This window comes from Sideroxyarcus emersonii (genome assembly GCF_021654335.1).
GTDB lineage: Bacteria > Pseudomonadota > Gammaproteobacteria > Burkholderiales > Gallionellaceae > Sideroxyarcus > Sideroxyarcus emersonii.
This window is the reverse complement of record NZ_AP023423.1, coordinates 1,309,005-1,329,018: the sequence shown is the minus strand read 5'-3', so window position 1 is coordinate 1,329,018 and position 20,014 is coordinate 1,309,005. Positions and strand designations below refer to the sequence as shown.

At 59.6% G+C, this 20,014-nt stretch carries 15 protein-coding genes and 2 tRNA genes; 7 read left to right on the top strand and 10 right to left on the bottom strand.

What is annotated here, in order from left to right:
- Positions 1-6 precede the first annotated feature (6 nt).
- From L6418_RS06410 to L6418_RS06380, 7 genes are all read right to left on the bottom strand, one after another.
- Positions 7-3,357, bottom strand: coding sequence for an EAL domain-containing protein (locus L6418_RS06410; RefSeq protein WP_237248642.1), 3,351 nt, complete (start codon positions 3,355-3,357; stop codon positions 7-9).
- A 176-nt stretch (positions 3,358-3,533) separates the two neighbouring features.
- Positions 3,534-4,730, bottom strand: coding sequence for a YbfB/YjiJ family MFS transporter (locus L6418_RS06405; RefSeq protein ID WP_237248641.1), 1,197 nt, complete (start codon positions 4,728-4,730; stop codon positions 3,534-3,536).
- Positions 4,731-4,762: 32 nt separating this feature from the next.
- Positions 4,763-5,644: an NAD(P)-dependent oxidoreductase gene (locus tag L6418_RS06400; protein WP_237248640.1), complete on the bottom strand. Its 882-nt coding sequence runs from the start codon at positions 5,642-5,644 to the stop codon at positions 4,763-4,765.
- Between the two features lie 85 nt (positions 5,645-5,729).
- Positions 5,730-6,491, bottom strand: a complete 762-nt coding sequence (locus tag L6418_RS06395; RefSeq protein ID WP_237248639.1) for an SDR family oxidoreductase — start codon at positions 6,489-6,491, stop codon at positions 5,730-5,732.
- A gap of 96 nt (positions 6,492-6,587) precedes the next feature.
- Entirely contained in the window at positions 6,588-7,652 is a 1,065-nt protein-coding gene (locus L6418_RS06390) for an alkene reductase (protein ID WP_237248638.1), read from the bottom strand.
- Positions 7,653-7,692: 40 nt separating this feature from the next.
- A complete protein-coding gene (locus L6418_RS06385; protein WP_237248637.1) occupies positions 7,693-8,007 on the bottom strand; it encodes a helix-turn-helix transcriptional regulator in 315 nt (104 codons plus the stop codon).
- Between the two features lie 309 nt (positions 8,008-8,316).
- Positions 8,317-9,078 carry an EAL domain-containing protein gene (locus L6418_RS06380; protein ID WP_237248636.1) on the bottom strand — a complete coding sequence of 254 codons (762 nt, stop codon included), beginning with the start codon at positions 9,076-9,078 and terminating at the stop codon, positions 8,317-8,319.
- A 176-nt stretch (positions 9,079-9,254) separates the two neighbouring features.
- Here L6418_RS06380 and L6418_RS06375 point away from each other — a divergent pair, with 176 nt between their 5' ends.
- Positions 9,255-9,575: a hypothetical protein gene (locus L6418_RS06375; RefSeq protein ID WP_237248635.1), complete on the top strand. Its 321-nt coding sequence runs from the start codon at positions 9,255-9,257 to the stop codon at positions 9,573-9,575.
- Here L6418_RS06375 and L6418_RS06370 read toward each other — a convergent pair.
- The 3 genes from L6418_RS06370 to L6418_RS06360 form a co-directional block, all read right to left on the bottom strand.
- A tRNA-Arg gene (locus L6418_RS06370) sits at positions 9,546-9,622 on the bottom strand. The genes L6418_RS06375 and L6418_RS06370 overlap by 30 nt on opposite strands.
- Positions 9,623-9,637: 15 nt before the next feature.
- Positions 9,638-9,732 (bottom strand) — tRNA-Ser (locus tag L6418_RS06365).
- Positions 9,733-9,777: 45 nt separating this feature from the next.
- Positions 9,778-11,010 (bottom strand): aspartate kinase, encoded by a 1,233-nt coding sequence (locus tag L6418_RS06360; RefSeq protein ID WP_237248634.1) that lies wholly within the window; start codon positions 11,008-11,010, stop codon positions 9,778-9,780.
- Positions 11,011-11,115: 105 nt separating this feature from the next.
- Between L6418_RS06360 and recJ the strand changes: the two genes are divergently transcribed.
- The 6 genes from recJ (at position 11,116) to L6418_RS06330 (ending at position 19,963) form a co-directional block, all read left to right on the top strand.
- Positions 11,116-12,807 carry a single-stranded-DNA-specific exonuclease RecJ gene (recJ, locus tag L6418_RS06355; protein WP_237248633.1) on the top strand — a complete coding sequence of 564 codons (1,692 nt, stop codon included), beginning with the start codon at positions 11,116-11,118 and terminating at the stop codon, positions 12,805-12,807.
- A gap of 4 nt (positions 12,808-12,811) precedes the next feature.
- Positions 12,812-14,074 (top strand): MgtC/SapB family protein, encoded by a 1,263-nt coding sequence (locus L6418_RS06350; RefSeq protein WP_237248632.1) that lies wholly within the window; start codon positions 12,812-12,814, stop codon positions 14,072-14,074.
- A 73-nt stretch (positions 14,075-14,147) separates the two neighbouring features.
- Positions 14,148-15,252, top strand: a protein-coding gene (gene prfB, locus L6418_RS06345) for a peptide chain release factor 2 (protein WP_237248631.1) whose coding sequence is annotated in 2 segments (ribosomal slippage) — positions 14,148-14,228 and positions 14,230-15,252 — 1,104 coding nt in all. Because the reading frame shifts where the segments join, the coding sequence is not laid out codon by codon here.
- A gap of 3 nt (positions 15,253-15,255) precedes the next feature.
- Complete coding sequence (locus L6418_RS06340) at positions 15,256-16,518, top strand: hypothetical protein (RefSeq protein ID WP_237248630.1); 1,263 nt, start codon at positions 15,256-15,258, stop codon at positions 16,516-16,518.
- The gene (locus L6418_RS06335) at positions 16,515-17,198 is read left to right on the top strand and encodes a hypothetical protein (protein ID WP_237248629.1); all 684 of its coding nucleotides are present in this window, start codon (positions 16,515-16,517) and stop codon (positions 17,196-17,198) included. Before L6418_RS06340 ends, L6418_RS06335 begins: the two co-directional genes overlap by 4 nt.
- Positions 17,198-19,963 (top strand): AAA family ATPase, encoded by a 2,766-nt coding sequence (locus L6418_RS06330; protein ID WP_237248628.1) that lies wholly within the window; start codon positions 17,198-17,200, stop codon positions 19,961-19,963. The genes L6418_RS06335 and L6418_RS06330 overlap by 1 nt, the downstream gene beginning before the upstream one ends.
- Positions 19,964-20,014 lie beyond the last annotated feature (51 nt).

The window sequence follows — 20,014 nt, the reverse complement described above, 5'->3', positions numbered from 1 at the left end:
GCAGAGTCAGCCTATCGTCCTGCGTGCAACCATCTTTTCGAATTCCGCGGCGGGCACTGCCGGCGAATACAGGAAACCCTGCACATAGTCGCACCCGAACGACTTGAGCAAGTCCCGCTGCTGCTCGGTCTCCACGCCTTCTGCAATGGTCCTGATCCCCAGCTTGTGCGCCATCACGATGATCGCCTCGGTCAGGGCCTTGTCGTCCTCGTTCTTTTCCAGGTCCTTGACGAAGGAACGGTCGATCTTGAGGTAGTCGATGTCGAACTGCTTGAGATAGGACAAAGAAGAGAAACCGGTTCCGAAATCGTCGATCGATACCTCGATGCCGCTGTTCCTGAATTCCAGCAGGCGTTCCTTGGCCTTGCTCGACTCCTTGAGCAACAGCCCCTCGGTGATTTCCACGGTAATCCCGTTCCCGGGAACGCCCAGTTTTTTCATCTGTTCCTGCCAGATGTATTTTTCTGGCTGTTCGAATTGTATTGGGGATTTGTTCACACTGACCTGGATGAGGCGTCCGAATCGTTGCTGCCAATCGGCCACGCGCGCGACCGCTTCCTGGAACACCCAATCGCCGATATCGTGGATGAGCCCCGCCTCCTCGGCCAATGGAATAAAGGTGGCCGGGCTGACCATGCCGCGTACGGGATGCTTCCAGCGCAGCAAGGCTTCGGCCTTGGTGACCTGGCCGCTCTGCAGTTCCAGTATGGGCTGATAGTAGACATGCAACTCGTTGCGGGCCAATGCCTGCCGCAGATCGTTGGTCAGGGCCAGTTTCTCTTTTGCTTCCTGCTGCATGGACTGGGTAAAGTAGCTGAAACGGTTGCGCCCCTCCGCCTTGGCCGCGTACATCGCCTGATCGGCGTGCTTCAGCAGCCCTCCTATGTCCTCCGCATCGTCCGGATAGATGGTGATGCCGATGCTGGCCGAAATGAAGCCCATGTGTCCTTCGCCCAGGTCGAAAGGCCTGATCAGTTCATTGATCAGATCCTGCACGATCCGTTCAAGATGGAGCCGCTCGCCGAATTCCGGCAAGATCACGGTGAACTCGTCGCCCCCCAGCCGGGCCACCATATCGGGGATGCGCACATTCATCTTGATGCGGTGGGCAGCTTCCATCAACAGCAGGTCACCCTTGGCATGCCCCAGGGCATCGTTGATCTCCTTGAAACGATCCAGGTCGATGAACAGCAGCGCCACCGGCGTTCCGCTGCGTTGCGATTTGAGCAGCTCCTGCTCCAGCTGGTTACGGAACATATGCCGGTTAGGCAGTTTGGTCAGCGAGTCGAAGTTGGCCTGTTTCCAGATCAGTTCCTCTTTCTGCTTCTTGTCGGTGATGTCGGAGAACTGCGCCACAAAACGATAGATGCTGCCGTCCGGATGGCGGATCAAGCTGATGTTGATCAGTTTGGCATGCAATCCGCCATTCTTGTGGCGATCCCATATCTCGCCCCGCCAATGCCCGGTGCTCAGGATCGACTGCCACATCTCCTGATAGAACTGCTTGTTGTGCTTGCCGGATTGCAATATCTTGGGATCCTTGCCGATCACCTCTTCCAGGGTATATCCGGTAATGGTGGTGAACGCCGGATTGATCTCTACGATGCGGTTGTTCTGGTCCGTCACCATGATGGCTTCGACGCTCGTCCGGTAGATCGTCGCGGCCAATTGCATCGACTCCTGGGCTTTCAGCTTTTCCTGCTCAAGGTCGAAACGGTCCAGCCCGCGACCGATATTCTTGGCCATTTCATTGAGCAAGCCGATGATCTCTCCAGTGAAGACCCCTTCTCCACTATGATAAAAAGCCAGGACCGCATAGGGCTCCCCCCCGCGGAGGATAGGTACAGTCCCTGACGAACCCCAGCCATATTTGAGGGTCAGCGCACGCCAATTGGCCAACATCGGATCCGTCTTTTGATTCTGGATGAAGATGGAGCGTTTCTCCCTGAATGCGGTACCCGTCGGACCTCGTCCAGAGGGCTCATCTTCCCGCGAAGAAATAACGATATTGTCGAGATAATCCGTATGACGGCCGTAAGCCGATACCGGCCTGATCCTGCCACTCTCTTCCTCATTGACCCCTATCCAGGCCAGCTCCAGACCACCGAATTCCACCACGATCCGGCATATCCAGCCAAACAGGGTCGCCTCGTCCTTGCTTTCGATCAATGCCTGGTTGGTTTGGGACAAGGCAGCGTATATCTGGGTGAGGAACTGAACCTTCTGTTCGACTTCCTTGCGCTCGGTGATATCCTGGACAGTGCCGCGCATTGCAACGGGTTTGCCTTCCTCATCCCGCATGACTTCCGCCAAAGCATGAATGATCCTGAGCCCGTCATCTGTCCGGCAGATCCGGTAATCGACATCGTATTGCCTTACGCCGTTCAAGGCATCGCTCAAAGCCTGATCTACCCTCTGGCGATCTTCCGGATGGATCAAATCGAGGAAGTTCTTCCGATGTTCGCTCAACGCATCCCGGTCGATGCCGAATATCCGGTACGTCTCATCCGACCATAAAGCGATGTTGTTTCGTACATCCCATTCCCATGAGCCGATATGCGCCAGTTCCTGGGCTGCAGCCAGGTTGGTCTGGATTTTTTGCAGTTTTTCGTCTGCCACCTTGCGGTCGGTGATGTCTCTTGTGATGCCCAGCAAGGAGGTGATCTGGCCGTCCTGGTCGCGCAACGGTGTCGCATGGGTTTCCAGATATCTGGAAGCCCCCTTCAATCCTGTTGCCCTGAACTCGAGCATCCCGCTTTCGCCGCCCATGACTTTACGATGCAGCCTCATGAAAGCTGTCCGATCATCCGGATGGATATAACTCAACAGGTTCTTTTGCTGGACCTCAGCGAGAGAGTCGGCTTCCAGCATGGCCAGACCGGCAGCATTCATTTCCACCAACTGTCCCTGGGCATCGACAACCTTTATGCATTCCGGCTCGGTATCAATGATGCTTCGCAAGCGCCTTTCGTTATCCTGCAACGATTTTTCGGCTTCCTTGCGTGCGGTGATATCGCGACTTGAGGCGAAAAACAAAGTCTGCCCGTCGATCTCGACACCGACCGTACTGACTTCCACGTTGATCAGCGTGCCGTCCTTGCGACGGTGGATCGTTTCGAATCTCGCGCTTTTGCCTACGAAATTCCTGAGCCGTTGCAATAGCTCATCCCTGGACCATTGGGAATTCCAGTCGGCGATGTTCAGCTTGGCCGCTTCTGCTGCGGTATATCCCAGCATGTCACAGAAGGATTGATTGGCCTCTATGATGTTGCCCTGCATGTCCAGAACATGAATGCCATCCAGCGCATTGTTCATCAACGCCTGATAACGCTTCAGTTGCGATTCTGCTTTCGTCATGATCTGCGGTATTCGCACGTGTGGCCGTCAATTCGACATCGCCCATGCTTTTCAGATTATCCAGTTCGTCAAGAACACTCAATAACTCTTCTGGCGATTATGATTTTTTTCTCCCGGCCGCTATCATACCAAGTCGCGGATGATGGAAGTGCCGCATGGGAATAAGTACAAGAACATCAGGCCGGCAACGCCGAATTTCGGGCCACTTCGCGTTTTTCCACCGCCTTGAGCATCAAAAGCAGCAAGGTGCCCGCAACCATTATCCCGCCCGCCAGATACAGCCCTGCTGCATAGCCGCCAAAACGGGTGGCAAGCCATCCGGTAAAGGCCGGGGCAATGATCTGCGCTGTACCGTAGGACAGGGTCATCTTGCCCATCATCTTGGCTGGCCGGGTTGGATAATACTGTCCGGCCATGGTCAGCACGAGGCTCACGATGCCCATGACCGTGCCGCCGAACAGCAATGCACCGATGAGCGATGCCAGCAGCCCTTCAGCCACGACCGGGAGCATGATGCCGATGATCTGCAGCACGGCGGCTGCAATCAGCGCATTGAGTTTCCCGATGCGCCGGGCGATCAAGTCCCAGGCAATGCACGATGGCGCGGCAGCCAGCCCGATGACCAGGAACACCAGACCGCCTTTGCCGGCAAGCCCCGGAATATGGTCGATAATTGCAACAATGAAAGTCGCGCTGACCACATAACCGACTCCCGCACAAAAATATGCGGCGGTAAAAAGGCGCATGAAGGCCGCGCTGGGCGGCGCATCTTCCATCTTTTTCCCGGTCCTGGTCACCGCACTCCGATCGGGCGGCGGCAGCCAGCGCAGGGCCGGTACAAGCAGCAGACACCCCAGGGCGGTGAGCGCAAACCATTGTTCGCTCCAGTTCAGCCAGTGGTTCATCAATGACACTGCAGCCGCAGCACTGGCAATCCCCAGACCGATGCCGGAAAAGTGGATGCCCAGTTCGCTGCGGTGGTTATGTCGAATCAACCAGTTGAGGATCAAGCCGCTGCCTAGCAACAATCCGGCAGCACTGCTCAGCCCCGCGACGAAACGCGACACGGCCCAGACGGTGAAATCGGTGGTCAGCCCCATCATGGCAGTGCTGACGATGGCCAGGATCATGCCGATACGATACAGGCGATCCTTCAGCACCATGTCGCTGATCAGGGTGGCAATCAGGGCGCCGCTGAGATAGCCGGCATAATTGATGGCCGCCAGCCAGCCGGCTGCGGCGACACCCAGGCCAGCCTGGTGCTGCATCAGCGGCAAGAGCGGCGTATAGGCGAAACGGGCGATACCGAGTACGAGGATCAGGCTGAAGATGCCGGCGCCAAGTACCTTGATCCGATTCTGCTGTTCGCTCACTGGAATTTCCCTTCGATTTTGTTGCACATCTCTCAAGCCTCTACGGCGCTATCCTTCGATGCCAGGCTGCCGATTGCCGACCAATCCAGGTTCTCGCCGCCATGGGCAGCAAGATTGAGGAAACGGTCGCGCAGGATGTTGGCGAAAGGCAACGGTACCTTCAGCTCTTCTGCGGCAGACAGCACCAGCCGCATATCCTTCTGGCCAAGGTGCGCCGCGAAGCCGGCCGGCTCGAAGTTTCGATCGGCAATCATGCCGCCATAATTCTTGTATATCGGCACGTTAAACAGCGTGGAGGTCAACAACTCCAGATACTGGTGTCGATCCACCCCGCCCTTCTCCACCAGCGACATCGCCTCCCCCAGCGATTCGATCACTGTGGCGATCATGAAATTTCCGCTCAGCTTCACCAGATTCGCTTTTTCCGGCGCATCGGATACCACGAAAGTACGTTGCCCCAGAATTTCGAACAGGGGCATGACCTTGTCCACGAATTCCCGCTTGCCTGCCGCCACCATGAAGAGCTTGCCGGATGCTGCAGCATCCGGGCGACCGAACACAGGCGCAGCAACAAAACCCTGCCGCTTCTGGCCATGCGCATGCGCCAGTCTGGCCGACAGCGCGACGCTGACCGTGCTGCACGAGACATGGACGGCATCCGCTGCGAGATGCTCGATCATGCCCGCCGCCCCCATCGCCACTTCTTCCAGTGCCTTGTCGTCAGCCAGCATGGTGAATACCACATCGGCGGCACAAGCCTCTCCGATGGTCATGGCAGCCCTGGCTCCGAGATCGAGCAGCGGCTGCATGCGTTGTGCAGAGCGGTTGTATACGATGACCTCATGCCCGGCCTGGCAAAGCCTCGATGCCATGCCCGTTCCCATACGGCCCAAGCCGATGAATCCTATCCTCATGATTACCTCCTCCGATCAAATGCGACACCGCTCATCCACGAAACCTCTCCTGCATGCTGCAGCCCTTCCGTCGGCCTCCCTGCACTCAGGGATAATCCTGCCGCGTCGGCCTGACCATGATGTCGCTGATATGCACATGCGGTGGCTGGGTGACGATGAAATGGATCGCATTCGCCACATCGCTCCCCTGCAGCAATGGCCCGAATCTCTCGTCGAAGGTGTGTACAAGATCTTCGCCGTAACCGGCGGCATCCTGAAACCCGCTGATCACGATGCCGGGTTCGACCAGCGATACGCGAATGCCTTTGGGCCCCACTTCCCGACGCAGTCCTTCGGCCAGCGCATGCACCGCGAATTTGGTGGCACCATAAACCGCACTGAACGGCGAGATGTGCCTGCCGACCACCGAACCGATGATCACGATATCGGCCGCCCGCTTCGGATAGTTCGCCTGCTGCTCTGGCAGCATTCTCTGTGCCGCCTTTTGCAACAGCTCCAGAGCTGCTGTCACGTTGAGCTTGAGCACCTCCTCGAATCTGGCCAGATCGGCATCCTTGACGGAACCTCCCAGGCCGCGCCCGGCGTTGACAACCACGATATCCGCCGTCTTCCCGAATCTTTCGGTGGCCGCGACGAAAAGCCGCTCAATCACCGCGCCGTCAGCCGCATCCCCTGCGACCCCGGCAAATGCGCTGCCCAGCTCCTGTTCGAGCGCATCCAGTTTTGCCGCATTGCGGCCATTGCCGACCACGCCATAGCCATTCGCCACAAATCTTCTTGCCGTCGCCTCCCCGATACCCGAAGTCGCTCCGGTGACAATGGCGATACGCGAATATTCCGCTGCCATGATGATCCTCCTGTTGATCCAGTTGCCAGCACCCGGCTGGCCCGATTGCAACGCCATTTCGAAACCGGCATGGTCGAGCCTTAATCCGGCCGTGAACTACGCGGTCTCGACCTCCATGGCCGGATAGTCGGTATAACCCACCCGCGGGTCCTGCAGGCCATATCCATAGAAGGTCTCGGGATGGAATGGGTTGAGCGGTTTGTGCAATTGCAGGCGCCGCGGCAAATCCGGATTGGAAATGAAATCCTTGCCAAAGGAGACAGCATCCGCCTCTCCCGCCTCGATCACCTGCTCTGCGGTCTCGCGGTTGAAACCTTCATTGGCAATGAGGACTCCCCGGAAACGTTTCTTCAACTGCGGGCTGATGCGGTTCTCGCCCAACGACTCACGGGTGAATATGAATGCGATTCCACGGCTGCCCAATTGTTCAGCCACATATCCGAAAGTCGCCAGCGGATTGGAGTCCCCCATGGTGTGCGCATCCCCTCTCGGGGCCAAGTGCATGCCAACCCGGCCCGCTCCCCAAACCGAAATCACCGCATCTGCCACTTCCAGCATCAACCTGGCACGATTCTCGATCGGACCACCGTAGGCATCAGTGCGCTTGTTGGTGCTGTCTTGCAGAAACTGATCGAGCAGATAGCCATTGGCACCATGAATTTCGACGCCATCGAAGCCAGCCCGCTGCGCATTCTCGGCACCCTTGCGATAGGCCTCGACAATGGACGGGATTTCGGAGGTTGCCAGAGCGCGCGGCATCACGTATTCGCGTTGCGGCCGCAACAGGCTGACATGACCTTGTGGTGCAATTGCGCTGGGCGCAACAGGCAGTTCGCCGTTCAGGAAATCGGGATGGGAAATGCGTCCGACATGCCAGAGCTGCATAAAGATGCGCCCTCCAGCCTCGTGCACCGCCTTGGTCACCAGCTTCCAGCCTTGCACCTGCTCGTCCGACCATACTCCCGGGGTGTCCGGATAACCCACGCCCAGGGGGGAAACGGAAGTCGCCTCGCTCAGGATCAATCCCGCCCCGGCGCGTTGCGCATAATATTCGGCCATCAATCCATTGGGCACTCTGCCTTCGCTTGCACGGCATCTGGTCAGCGGAGCCATCACGATGCGATTGGGAAGATTCAGGTCTCCGACTTGAATGGGGGTCATCAGCTTGCTCAACATGTTCTCCTCAGGTGTTGGATGGTGTTCAAAGGTCAGCCCTGATCCGCTCAAGGAATTTTTCGATCAAGGGCTCATTGCGCGAATAGAAAATCCATTGTCCGACCTTTTGCGGCGTAATCAGGCCTGCACGCTGCAAGGTAGCCAGGTGCGCAGAAACCGTCGATTGCGAAAGGTTCGCCTTTTCAAAAATCTTGCCGGCACACACTCCCAGCTCGAAGGAGTGGATTTGAGTCGGGAAAGATTTCTGGGGCGTCTTGAGCCACCCGAGTATTTCCCGGCGCACCGGATGAGCCAGCGCCTTGATGATGTCGTCGAGTTCGGGAGATGCCTTTTTTGCCATGCTCATACAATGGTTTTTTTGATATCCGCACATCAATAATATTTCGCTTGGATGCGAAATGTATATCGGGATAAATAGAAATACAAGAATAAAGATTCGTATCAGAATTCCGCTGACATGAAGCAAGCGGAGCCGGCACCATCAGGGGCAGCCATGCGGCTTAGGTGGAACGATGCAGAAAAATGGGCCATTTGAATCAGGTGCCAATTTATATATGTGGCCAGTACGCCCGAAGAGATAATCCGGATACCGGGAAACGGTGGCTCTACTCCACCCGACCTGCCGTTGCATGTGCAAATCGGCTTTGGATCAAATCACGTCCCAATTGATCTCGCTGTCTGGAATCAGCCTTTCAATTGCTGGCTTTGCAAAAAGGAAACCTTGAAATCGCTGAATGCCCATTCCCAGCAATGTCTTCAACTCCTTTTGCCGCTCAACACCTTCCGCAACGACAGATATCCCCAAAATCTCGGCCGTTCTCAACAAACCTTCGATGATTGCTTGCCTGGGCTTCTCGGTATCAACGTTTGCAACCAGGCATCTGTCGATTTTGATTGTGTCCGGTTGAAAATCGGAAAGAAGCGACAGCCCGGCATAACCCGCGCCGAAATCGTCCAAAGCGGTCTGAAAGCCATGCGCCTTGTATGTTTGAACGATCCCGGTTAGATGAGCGCGATCCATGATTTGCTCATCCTCGGTAAATTCAAAAGTAATCAGATCGAGCGGGAATTCGTGTTCCTGTGCTGCCTTCAAAGTCAGCCTTAGGCAAGCCTCCGGATGATAGACGGCATTAGGCATGAAGTTGATATTCAAGCGCCGATCAAGTCCCAATCGAGCTGCGGTTTCGATAGCTTTGACCCGACATGCTTGATCGAATGCGTATCGATTTTCCTCAGTGACTTGAGCCAGGACGGAAGCCGCAGACTGCCCCTCGGCTCCGCGAACCAGCGCCTCGTATGCATAGACACGGCGCAAGGGAATATCTACAACAGGTTGAAATGCCATGACGAAAGAGAATTCAGTGGAATCCGCACATGCGCCATCACATTTGAAATGATTTTTCGTTAACACCGATCTCTCCGCTCTGGTATGTGGTTGCGATGATCGCCCCGGATTCGCCAGCTACTTCCAGCTTCTCGAAATACCGCCTCTCGAACTCAACTGAAGACGGGGGGGTTATTGTACCCATGACGCCGTTTCGAGTTGTAGAACATCTGAATGCAATCGGCACATAGACGCGCCAAGGCATGGCCGATCATGACGTAGTTGCACAAATTGATGAGCTGGTGGAGGCGTTAAACAGCATCACGGATGAATACCTAAAGGCCAGCCAAGTTGATCTGTTTGGCAAGGTTTTACGGGGAAAGCTGCTTGCCACAGATTCCCCGTTGGCCAAGAGCTACCTGAATATCCTGGTGGATGAGATTGTGGTGCAGGACAAGACCACCACCATCAAGGGCAGCTATGCGGCGCTGGCAGAAACGATGCAGAAAATAAAAATGGGCACCCTGAATCAGGTGCCCACTTTTAACCTTGATTGGCGCGCCCGAAGAGATTCGAACTCCTGACCCCTTGGTTCGTAGCCAAGTACTCTATCCAGCTGAGCTACGGGCGCGTATTTGTTGCTATGTGGCGGAGAGGGAGGGATTCGAACCCTCGATACAAGTTTTAGTCTCGTATGCTCCCTTAGCAGGGGAGTGCCTTCGACCTCTCGGCCACCTCTCCGAAGGCCGCGAATGATACTGATTAGAGGCTAGGCGGTCAAACGATTTATGCGTCTTCCTGATCCAGGTTGAAGGCTTTGTGCAGCACTCGCACGGCCAGTTCCAGATATTTTTCGTCGATGACCACGGAAATCTTGATTTCGGAGGTGGAAATCATCTGGATATTAATGCCTTCTTCCGCTAGGGTACGGAACATCTTGCTGGCGATGCCCACGTGCGAACGCATGCCGACGCCGACCACGGAGACCTTGGCGGTCTTGTTGTCGCCGATGACATCGCGTGCGCCGATATGCGGCTGCACCTTGTTCTTGAGGATGTCCATCGCCTTGTTGAACTCGTTGCGGTGCACCGTAAAGGAGAAATCGGTGGAACCGTCCACGCCGACGTTCTGGATGATCATGTCCACGTCGATGTTCGCCTCGCTGACCGGGCCAAGGATCTGGTAGGCGATGCCGGGTTTGTCCGGTACGCCGCGCACGGTGATCTTTGCCTCGTCGCGGTTGAACGCGATGCCTGAAATGATTGCCTGTTCCATTTTATTGCCTTCCTCGAACGTGATCAGCGTACCTTCGCCCTCCTCCGCAAAGCTGGAGAGCACACGCAATTTGACTTTGTATTTGCCGGCGAACTCGACCGAGCGGATCTGCAGCACCTTGGAACCCAGGCTCGCCATTTCCAGCATCTCTTCGAAAGTGATGCTCTTCAGGCGGCGCGCTTCGGGCACCATGCGCGGGTCGGTGGTATAGACGCCATCGACATCCGTATAGATCTGGCACTCGTCGGCGCGCAGCGCGGCCGCGATGGCGACGCCGGTGGTGTCCGAACCGCCGCGTCCCAGCGTGGTGATGTTACCCGCCTCGTCCATGCCCTGGAAACCGGCCACCACGACCACATTGCCATTGGCCAGGTCGGTGCGGATGTTCTGCTCGTCGATGCTGAGGATGCGCGCCTTGGTAAAGGAGCTGTCGGTCAGGATCTTGACCTGTGCGCCGGTGTAGCTCTTGGCTTCCAGCCCGATATCTTTCAACGCCATCGCCAACAGGCCGATGGTCACCTGCTCGCCGGTGGAAATAACCACATCCAGCTCGCGCGGATCGGGGTGTTTCTGGATCTCATGGGCCAGATGGATCAGGCGATTGGTCTCACCGCTCATCGCGGAAACCACGACCACAACCTGATGTCCCTGTGCCTTGTATTTTGCCACGCGTTGAGCGACATTCTTGATGCGCTCCGGACTTCCGACAGAAGTGCCGCCGTATTTCTGAACTATCAATGCCACAATATGCCTGCGCCGTTTTTAAAGTGGGCGGCATTCTACCCGAACTGGCATCAAAAGACGATTACCCCTCTGCTAAACTGTGACAAAACCCGACGCCCCCTCCCGATGAGCAAGATCGCCCAACGCAGCTACCCCGCAGACATCGCAACACAACTGGCCGGAACCGGCATCCCTCCTTTGCTGGCACGCATCTATGCGGCACGCGGCATCGGTGAAGCGGCGCAGCTGGATACCGACATCAAGCGCCTGCTGCCGTTCACTCTGCTGAAAAATGCGGAAACCATGGCCGAACTGCTGGCCAATGCCATCGCTGCACAGAAAAAGATACTGATCGTCGCCGACTACGATGCCGACGGCGCCACGGCCTGTGCCGTTGCCATGCGCGGCCTGGGTGCACTCGGCGCCAGGGTGGACTTCATCGTGCCCAACCGTTTCGAATACGGCTACGGCCTGACGCCGGAGATCGTACGCCTGGCCAAGCGCTCGGAACCTGACATCCTGCTCACCGTGGACAACGGTATCGCCAGCGTGGACGGCGTGGCCGAGGCCGCCCGACTGGGCATGCAGGTGCTGGTGACCGACCATCACCTGCCCGGCGATACGCTGCCGAATGCATGGTGCATCGTGAATCCCAACCAGCCGGGCTGCGCCTTCCCCAGCAAGCATCTGGCAGGCGTGGGAGTAATGTTCTATGTATTGATGGCGTTACGGGCCGAAATGCGCAAGCGCGGCATGTTCGCCGGCAAGACCGAACCGAATCTGGGTACCCTGCTCGATCTGGTCGCGCTGGGAACGGTCGCAGACGTGGTCAGGCTGGACGACAACAACCGCATCCTGGTACAGCAGGGCCTGCAGCGTATCCGCGCCGGACGCAGTTGTGCCGGGATTCAGGCCTTGCTGCGCGTGGCACGCAGGCCCGCCATGCAGGCATCGGCCTATGAACTGGGCTTCATCGTCGGACCGCGCCTGAATGCGGCCGGACGCCTGGAAGACATGAGCCTGGGCATCCGCTGCCTGCTGACGGACGATACCGCCGAAGCCGGCGAAATTGCCGCAAAACTGGATGCGCTGAACCAGGAACGGCGCAGCATCGAGGCGGACATGCAGGACAGCGCACTGGCCACGCTCGACTCATTCGACCCGGCCGATGGCTATTCGCTCTCGCTGTTCAACGAGGAATGGCACCAGGGCGTGATCGGCATCCTGGCCTCTCGGCTGAAGGACAAGTTCCACCGCCCGGTGATTGCCTTCGCCCGCGCCCAGACCGGCGAACTCAAAGGCTCCGGCCGCAGCATCGCCGGGCTGCACCTGCGCGATGCGCTCGACCTGGTATCCAAACGCCATCCGCATCTGATCCTGAAATTCGGCGGCCATGCCATGGCAGCGGGATTGAGTATCCATGAAGACAGCCTGCACGACTTCCGGTCCGCTTTCGAAGCTGTTGCACGCGAACTGCTCGACGCAGAGGCGTTGGTCAAGACCATTGCCACCGACGGGACACTCGATGCAATGGAATTTTCTTTAAGCATCGCACGCGACCTGCAACGGCAGGTATGGGGGCAAGGCTTTCCCGAGCCGCTGTTCGAAGGCGACTTCCGCGTGCAGGCGCAGCGCGTGGTCGGCGAGAAACACCTGAAGCTCAAACTGTCGTCTCCTGCCGGAAGTTTCGATGCCATCCGCTTCTTTTCGGCAGAGCCGGCGCCGGACACTATCCATGCGGTGTATAGTTTGAGCATCAATGAATACAATGGCAGCGAGACGTTGCAGCTGATCGTGCGCCACTGGACAGGAGATTGAGAGCGTGGAATCGGTTTTATTGCAGAACAACGGCATTGAGGCATTGCCGCAGTTCCTGACCAGCCTGGCCATCGGCCTGCTCATCGGACTGGAACGCGAGCGCACCCCGTCCGCAAAAGCAGGGCTGCGCACCTTTGCCCTGGTCGCGGTGCTGGGCACCCTGCTGGCCATGCTCTCCACCAAGCTCGGTTCGCCCTGGCTGGTGATCGCGGGTTTGCTCGCCGTGGCAGGCATGATCGTCGCCGCCTACATCAATACCCCTACCGAAGAGAACGACCCCGGCACCACCACCGTGGTCGCCCTGCTGCTGAGTTATGGCCTGGGCGTGCTGATCTGGTTCGGACTTTCCACACTCGCCGTGATGCTGGCGATCGGCATTACCACCCTGCTCTATTTCAAGCCGGAGTTGCGCGGGTTTACGCAGCGGCTGACCCGCCGCGACCTGGTTGCCGTACTGCAATTCTCGGTGCTCACCTTCATTGTGCTGCCCATCCTCCCGAACCAGGACTACGGTCCTTATAACGCATTCAACCCGCACCAGGCCTGGTTGATGGTGGTGCTCATCTCCGGCATCAGCCTCGCCGGCTATGCCGCGCTGCATATGGTGGGAACACGATACGGTGCGCCGTTGCTGGGTTTTCTCGGCGGCCTGGTATCGAGTACCGCCACCACCATGATCTATGCCAAGCACGGCAAAGCCAACCAGGCGATGACCAACATCGCTGCCGCGGTGATCGTGATCGCCAGCGTAGTGGTTTTGCTGCGCCTGCTGGTCGTCAGCTCGGTCGTGGCATACGGCACCCTGCCGGGCCTGGCGCCGCTGTTCGCCGGCGGATTGATCGCCGGAGTGGTTGTCTCCCTCTATACCTGGCACAAGGCCAGCAAGGTGACCGAGCTCTATATCCCGGAAACCTCGAACCCGGCGGAGCTGCACTCGGCCATTGGCTTCGGCCTGCTGTATGTCGCGGTACTGCTGGGCTCGGCCTGGATGGCCGACCTGGCCGGCAGCCAGGGCCTGTACGCCGTGGCACTGGTGTCCGGCCTGACCGATGTCGACGCCATCACGCTGTCCAGCCTGCGCCTGTTCAATCTCGGCCAGCTGAGCGAACAACAGACAGTCACCGCGATCGCCATCGCCTTCCTGTCCAATACCGCCTTCAAGTTCGGCATGGTCGTCTTTATCGGCGACCGGACATTGGCAAAACAAGTCGCCATCGGCTTCGCCGCCATCGCCTGCGGCGTGCTGTTCGGCCTGCTGTTCAGGTAACCGCCCGGCTCCTTCGATACGTTCAAGACGTGTATAATCGCGGCCTTTTAAAGCAGCGATCAAACATACAAAAATGGAAGCCGAACAACTCAACGCCCTCTCCCACTCCCTGCAAGATTTGCGCAGTCGCAGCAACGAGTTACGGAGGTATCTTTGACTTCGACAGCAAGCAGGAACGCTTAGCCGAAGTCAATCAACTCGCCGAAGACCCGACCATCTGGAACGATGCGAAGCGCGCCCAGGAATTGGGCCGCGAACGCAAGTCGCTGGAAGACGTGGTGCTCGGCCTGACCCAGATCAGCCAGGACCTGGACGACGCTGCCGAACTGTTCGAGATGGCGCAGGCCGAGAACGACGACGACAGCCTGAACAGCATCGTCTCTGACGTGCAGGACATCGAGAAGCGCGTCGCCGCGCTCGAATTCCGCCGCATGTTCTCCAACCCGGCCGACCCGAACAACTGCTTCATCGACATCCAGGCGGGCGCCGGCGGCACCGAAGCTTGCGACTGGGCATCGATGCTGCTGCGTCAATACCTCAAGTACTGCGAGCGCAAGGGCTTCAAGGTCGAGGTGCTGGAACAGACCGACGGCGACGTCGCCGGCATCCGCAGCGCCTCGCTGAAAGTCGAAGGCGAATATGCCTACGGCCACCTGCGCACCGAAACCGGCGTGCACCGCCTGGTGCGCAAGTCGCCCTTCGATTCCTCGGGCGGTCGCCACACCTCCTTCGCCAGCCTGTTCGTTTCGCCCGAAGTGGACGACTCCATCGAGGTGGACATCAACCCGGCCGACCTGCGCATCGATACTTTCCGTGCGTCCGGTGCGGGAGGCCAGCACATCAACAAGACCGATTCGGCGATTCGCATCACCCACATCCCGACCGGCATCGTCGTGCAATGCCAGAACGACCGCTCGCAGCACCGCAACAAGGCCGAGGCGATGTCCATGCTGAAGTCGCGCCTGTACGAACTGGAACTGCGCAAGCGCCAGTCCGAGGCCGACAAGCTGGAAGCCTCCAAGACGGACGTCGGCTGGGGCCACCAGATCCGCTCCTATGTGCTCGACCAGTCGCGCATCAAGGACCTGCGCACCAACGTCGAGATCTCCAACACACAGAAAGTGCTCGACGGCGACCTCGACCCCTTCATCGAAGCCAGCCTGAAACAGGGCGTGTAACCGATGTCCGTGCCGGAAGACAACGGCCTCGCCGAGTTCTTCGTCGCGGGCGTCGAGCCCGCCGATGTGCCGCAATTCTTCCCGCTGTTTGCGGCCAAGCCGCTGATCGGCGCGATGATCGCGCTGTTCCGCGGCGGTGACGACGAGGTGATGGTGCGCCTGATGGTACTGCGCGAGATCGGTCTGCGCGCCGAAGCACCGGAGTGGTCGCCGCGCGAATTGCAGAGCCACTTCGCCTTCATCAACTCTTCCAAGCTCAACACCGTGCTCGGCCGCCTGCGCGAACACGAGCTGCTGTTGTGGGACAACGAGCGTCACCTGTATCGCCTTTCCTCCGCCGGACGCATGATGCTGTCGGCATTATCCAGCCTGTTGAATTTCAACACCGAACAGGACGGCGAGTTCCTCGCCGCGCAGATTGCTGCAGGCGCGGCCGTGGGCAAGCTGTCGCCGGAAGCGCTGGCGCACTTGCTGGCCCGCCTGGCCGAGCTGGAAGAAGAATTCTCGCAGGCCGTCACCTCGGGCTCCGAATTCAGGCTGCGCGAAGCGCAAACCAGGCTGGAAGCAGTGCAGAAATGGATGGACAAGGCCAACCAGGTCATGCGCGACCTCGCCACCGACGGGCTGGATGACTCGACCTGGAAACTGTCGCAGCAGATCGGGCAGCGTCAATCCAGACTGATGCGCATGTCCTCGGTATTCCAGCGCGAGCTGGCGGAAATCGGCCGTCAACAGGTGCACTTGTCGCACGGCGGCCTCAGTTCATCCGAACTGGCGGGGTGGCTCAAGCAGCGCAGCGTGGATGACCTGGTCGAGCTTGCCGCCGGGCAACTCGCCCTCACGCCGGAATGCACTTTCATCCTGCCCGATGTGATGGTGGACAACACCGAGGAGTTCGTCGCGCGCGAACAGCCCAACCGCCATGTCTCCGCCATGCCCGCGCCCGCCAAAGTCGAATACGTGGACGACATCGCGCTCGAACCGCCCTATCAACTGGCCGCGCTGGTGCGCCTGCTGGCCGGTCTGGAAGCGCCGATGAATCTGGCTGACGGGATTGTCGGCGGCAACTTCAGCGATGCCTCGTACCGACTGTCGCTGCTGTCTTTCCTCGGCGAACGGAACGTCGATCCGGAGCTGGCACCATTGGCCGAACTGCCGCTGCGCGTGCGCTGGGACGAGAGCCTCGAATTGCAGACCATAGGACGCGATGAGATCGCCGCGATGAGCGGCGGCCACATCGAACCGCAACAGGAGAAGAACACATGACCCAGGACCCTGCCGCCCGCCTGATCGCACGCCTGCTGGCGCTACGCTACCTGCCGCGCGAAGACAAGGAAGTGCGCCGCCTGCTGGTGGATGCCGGATTCCGCGACGAAGTGGAACAGCGCCTGGCCGCCAGCGGCCTGCGCCTGCTGGCCCACCCCTTTTCCGCCCACGTCGGGGTGGCGCTCACGCGCGAATGCGAGAGCGCGGTGTTCGAGCAGAACGATGCCTGGCAGTCCAGCAATCTCGGCCTGCCCAAGGATGCCGTGGCTTTGCTGGTGATCTTGTGGGCGCTGATCATCCTGCCCAAGCGCGAACGCCAGTTGTCCGGCGAGACCGCGCAGAAGGAAGAACAGACCGAAATGTTCGAGACCGTGAAGCTCACCCCGCTGGCGCACGAGGCTTCGCGCGGCATCGCCGAGAACGTGCTGCTGGAAGACTACGGCAAGCTGCTCGGCGGCAAGGCGCGCCTGCAACAGTTCGCGCTGCCGCAGCTTTCGCGCCTCGGCTTCATCGAACGCAAGAACAAGGTGATCCACGAAGGCCCGCTGCTCGACCTGGCCTTCGACTACGCCGAAATGGCACCGCGCATCCTGCAAGGTGCACTGTCCGATCTGTTGAAGCAGCGCGGCATCCTGCGCGATGTGACGCTTGAGGAGTTGCATAACGTGGAGGGATCCTGATGTTTAGGTTGATGGAACTGGAGACAGTCCACTGGGACTACTGGCGCAATTTCAAACTGCCGCTGGATGCGCCCATCATCACCATCTCCGGCCCCAATGGTTCGGGCAAGACCACGCTGCTCGACGCCATGCGCACGTTGCTGGCGCTGGAGTGCTCGAAGAAGCGCGATTACAAGCGCTATGTGCGCCGCAACGGCGAGGATTTCTGCTGGCTGCGCGGCGTGGTGGACAACCAATGCCCGCCTGGCGCGAGCTACCGCCCGTTCCGCCTGCCCTACCAGCAGGACAAGATCACGCTGGCCTGTCGCATCGACAAGAAAGGCGGCGACTGGTCGCGCAAATACTGGATCGCCGATGGCGAAGTGAGCCTGCAGGAAATCGAAGCCAAAGGCGAGGAATTCGGTGTGCGCGACTACCAGCGCATCCTGCACAGCGCGGGCCTCTCCCCCGCCATCGCCCGCGTGCTGTCGCTGGAACAGGGGCAGACCGACAAGCTGTGCGAGCTGTCGCACAAGGACCTGCTCGACCTGGTGTTCCAGGTATTCGGCGACAAGGAAGTGCTGGAACGTTACGAAGAAGCGCGCCACCACCAGGAACACACCGCGCGTGAACTGGATGCGACGCAGAACCAGCTCGAAGCGCTCGGCAACAATCTGGAGAAGCACGAGCAGAAGGTGAACCGCTACCTGGAATGGCATCGCCTGAACCAGGAGCGCGTGTCGCTGGTGTCGGAGATGCGCCCCCGGCTGAAGCACTACCTGTTGCAGAACGAGGCCGACAACGCACGCCGCACCCTGCTTTCGCAACGCCGCGAATGGCGCGCCAAGCGCGCCGAGCGCGAGATGCTGCAACTGGAATTGCAGGTGCAGCAACAGGCACTGGAAACCGCGCAACTGCGCAGCCAGGCGGCGCAGGAGAACGAGCGCGTGCAGACTGAGGCGCTGAACGTGCTGAGCGAACAGATCGGCGAACTCAGGACCATCGTCAACCAGCACGATCAATTGCTGCAACAGGCACAGGCCAGCGAAGGCGGCAAGGTCGCCGATGCGCGCGAGATCGAGCAACTGGAAGGCGAGCGCGCTGGACTGCTGGTGCGCATCGCCGAACTGGAACAGAAGCAGCGCCAGCTCGACGAGATGCTGGAGAACCTCGCCGCCGGACGCCGTGCCGATCCGCACGATGTCGCCGCCTTCCGCCAGGCGCTGAGCCAGGCCGGCATCGCGCACGACCTGCTCGCCGACGTGGTGGAGATCGCCGACCCAAGTTGGCAATCGGCGGTGGAAGCCGTGCTCGCGCCGTTCGCGCACCTGGTGCTGCTGGGCAAGGAGAAGGACACCGAAGCGGCGATGGCGCTGGGCGAGAAGCTGCGCTACCGCCACTTCATCGTGCCGGACTGCGTTGCCGCCGGACTCGCGCCCAAGGGCTCGCTGCTGGAAGTGGTGCACTTCGCCAAGCCGGTGCCGGAATGGCTGCTGCGCACGCTGGAACGCACCCGCCGCGTGGAGGACGCCGCCGCCGGGGCCAAGCTGCCGCGCGGCGAAGACTGGATCACCCGCCAGGGCTACCTGCGCGAACGGCGCGGCGGCCGCTACGCCGCCCCCGAACAGGCGCGCTTCGGCAAGGCGCGACTGGAGGCGCTGCGCGAACAGCGCGGCAGCATCGACAAGGCGCTCACCCCGCTGCGCCAGCAACTGGCCGACCTGACCGCCCGCATCCGCAACCAGCAGGCGCAACTGGCCGGCGTCAGCGCCGCCGCCCAATTGGCGGCCCGCGCCGCCGAGTTCGCCGACGCACGCCAGCAATATGACGCACTGGTGCTGCGCCGCCGCGACAACACGGTGCTGCAGGCGCAGCAGGAACGCGAACAGGCCGACAAGGCCGTCAATTCGGCCTTCGTGACCCGGCAGAAGATCGAGTTCGCCTTGCAGAACCTGGAAAAAGAGATCGCCGGCAAGGAGAACCGCACCGCGCGCGAGGAGCAGATCCGCCGCCTGCAGACGCTGCGAGCCAACCGCAGGCAGTTCCCTGCAGGCTGGTGCGATGCGGAGGCCAACCGCCAGATCGCCGACAAGTACCGCGACACCACCAACATCGACCGCCGCCTGGAGGAGATCGAATACCGCTTCAAGGAAGAATCCTGGGAGACCGACGACACCGTGGTGGCGCTGCGCGACAAGATCAAGGACGACTACCGGCGCATGGAAAGCGACCTCGCCTCGCGCCGCCGTGACAACGAGACGGCGCGCCACCAGACCGAGGCCGCACGCGAGCAGTACATCGCCGTGCTGCGCCACACCGTCGGCCGCTATGTGAAAAACCTCAAGGTGCTGGGCGACCTGGCCGGCATCAAGGTGGATAACGAGCCGGTGGCACTGGAAAACGACGACCTGTCGCTGGCGCAGGCCGGCCTGGCGGTGCGCTTCAACTTCGACGACAAGGGTTTCATGGGGATGAACGACGGCGATGCCTCCGGCGGCCAGCAGGTGATGAAGTCGCTGATCCTGCTGGTGGCGCTGATGATGGAAGAATCGCGCCCCGGCGGCTTCGTCTTCATCGACGAACCCTTCGCCCACCTCGATATCGTCAACATCGAGCGCGTGGCCAAATTCCTCAAGGCCACCCGCGCGCAATACCTGCTCACCACGCCGGTCACCCACAACGTCAGCGTGTACGACCCATCCATGCTGACGCTGGTGACTTTCAAGAAGAAACCGACGGATGCGTGGGCGCCGGGCGTGAAAGTGCTGGTGCGCGAACGGGCATGACGGGGCTGCAACCCGGCCAGAAACCCCGTCCCTGTGCTATATTTCACGCTG

Coding starts and splice junctions, on each gene's coding strand:
- L6418_RS06395 (WP_237248639.1), bottom strand. CDS start 6,491: ATGGCAGCGGAATATTCGCGTATCGCCATTGTCACCGGAGCGACTTCG.
- L6418_RS06385 (WP_237248637.1), bottom strand. CDS start 8,007: ATGGCAAAAAAGGCATCTCCCGAACTCGACGACATCATCAAGGCGCTG.
- L6418_RS06330 (WP_237248628.1), top strand. CDS start 17,198: ATGTTTAGGTTGATGGAACTGGAGACAGTCCACTGGGACTACTGGCGC.
- recJ (WP_237248633.1), top strand. CDS start 11,116: ATGAGCAAGATCGCCCAACGCAGCTACCCCGCAGACATCGCAACACAA.
- L6418_RS06400 (WP_237248640.1), bottom strand. CDS start 5,644: ATGAGGATAGGATTCATCGGCTTGGGCCGTATGGGAACGGGCATGGCA.
- L6418_RS06390 (WP_237248638.1), bottom strand. CDS start 7,652: ATGACCCCCATTCAAGTCGGAGACCTGAATCTTCCCAATCGCATCGTG.
- L6418_RS06375 (WP_237248635.1), top strand. CDS start 9,255: ATGGCCGATCATGACGTAGTTGCACAAATTGATGAGCTGGTGGAGGCG.
- L6418_RS06410 (WP_237248642.1), bottom strand. CDS start 3,357: ATGACGAAAGCAGAATCGCAACTGAAGCGTTATCAGGCGTTGATGAAC.
- L6418_RS06335 (WP_237248629.1), top strand. CDS start 16,515: ATGACCCAGGACCCTGCCGCCCGCCTGATCGCACGCCTGCTGGCGCTA.
- L6418_RS06340 (WP_237248630.1), top strand. CDS start 15,256: ATGTCCGTGCCGGAAGACAACGGCCTCGCCGAGTTCTTCGTCGCGGGC.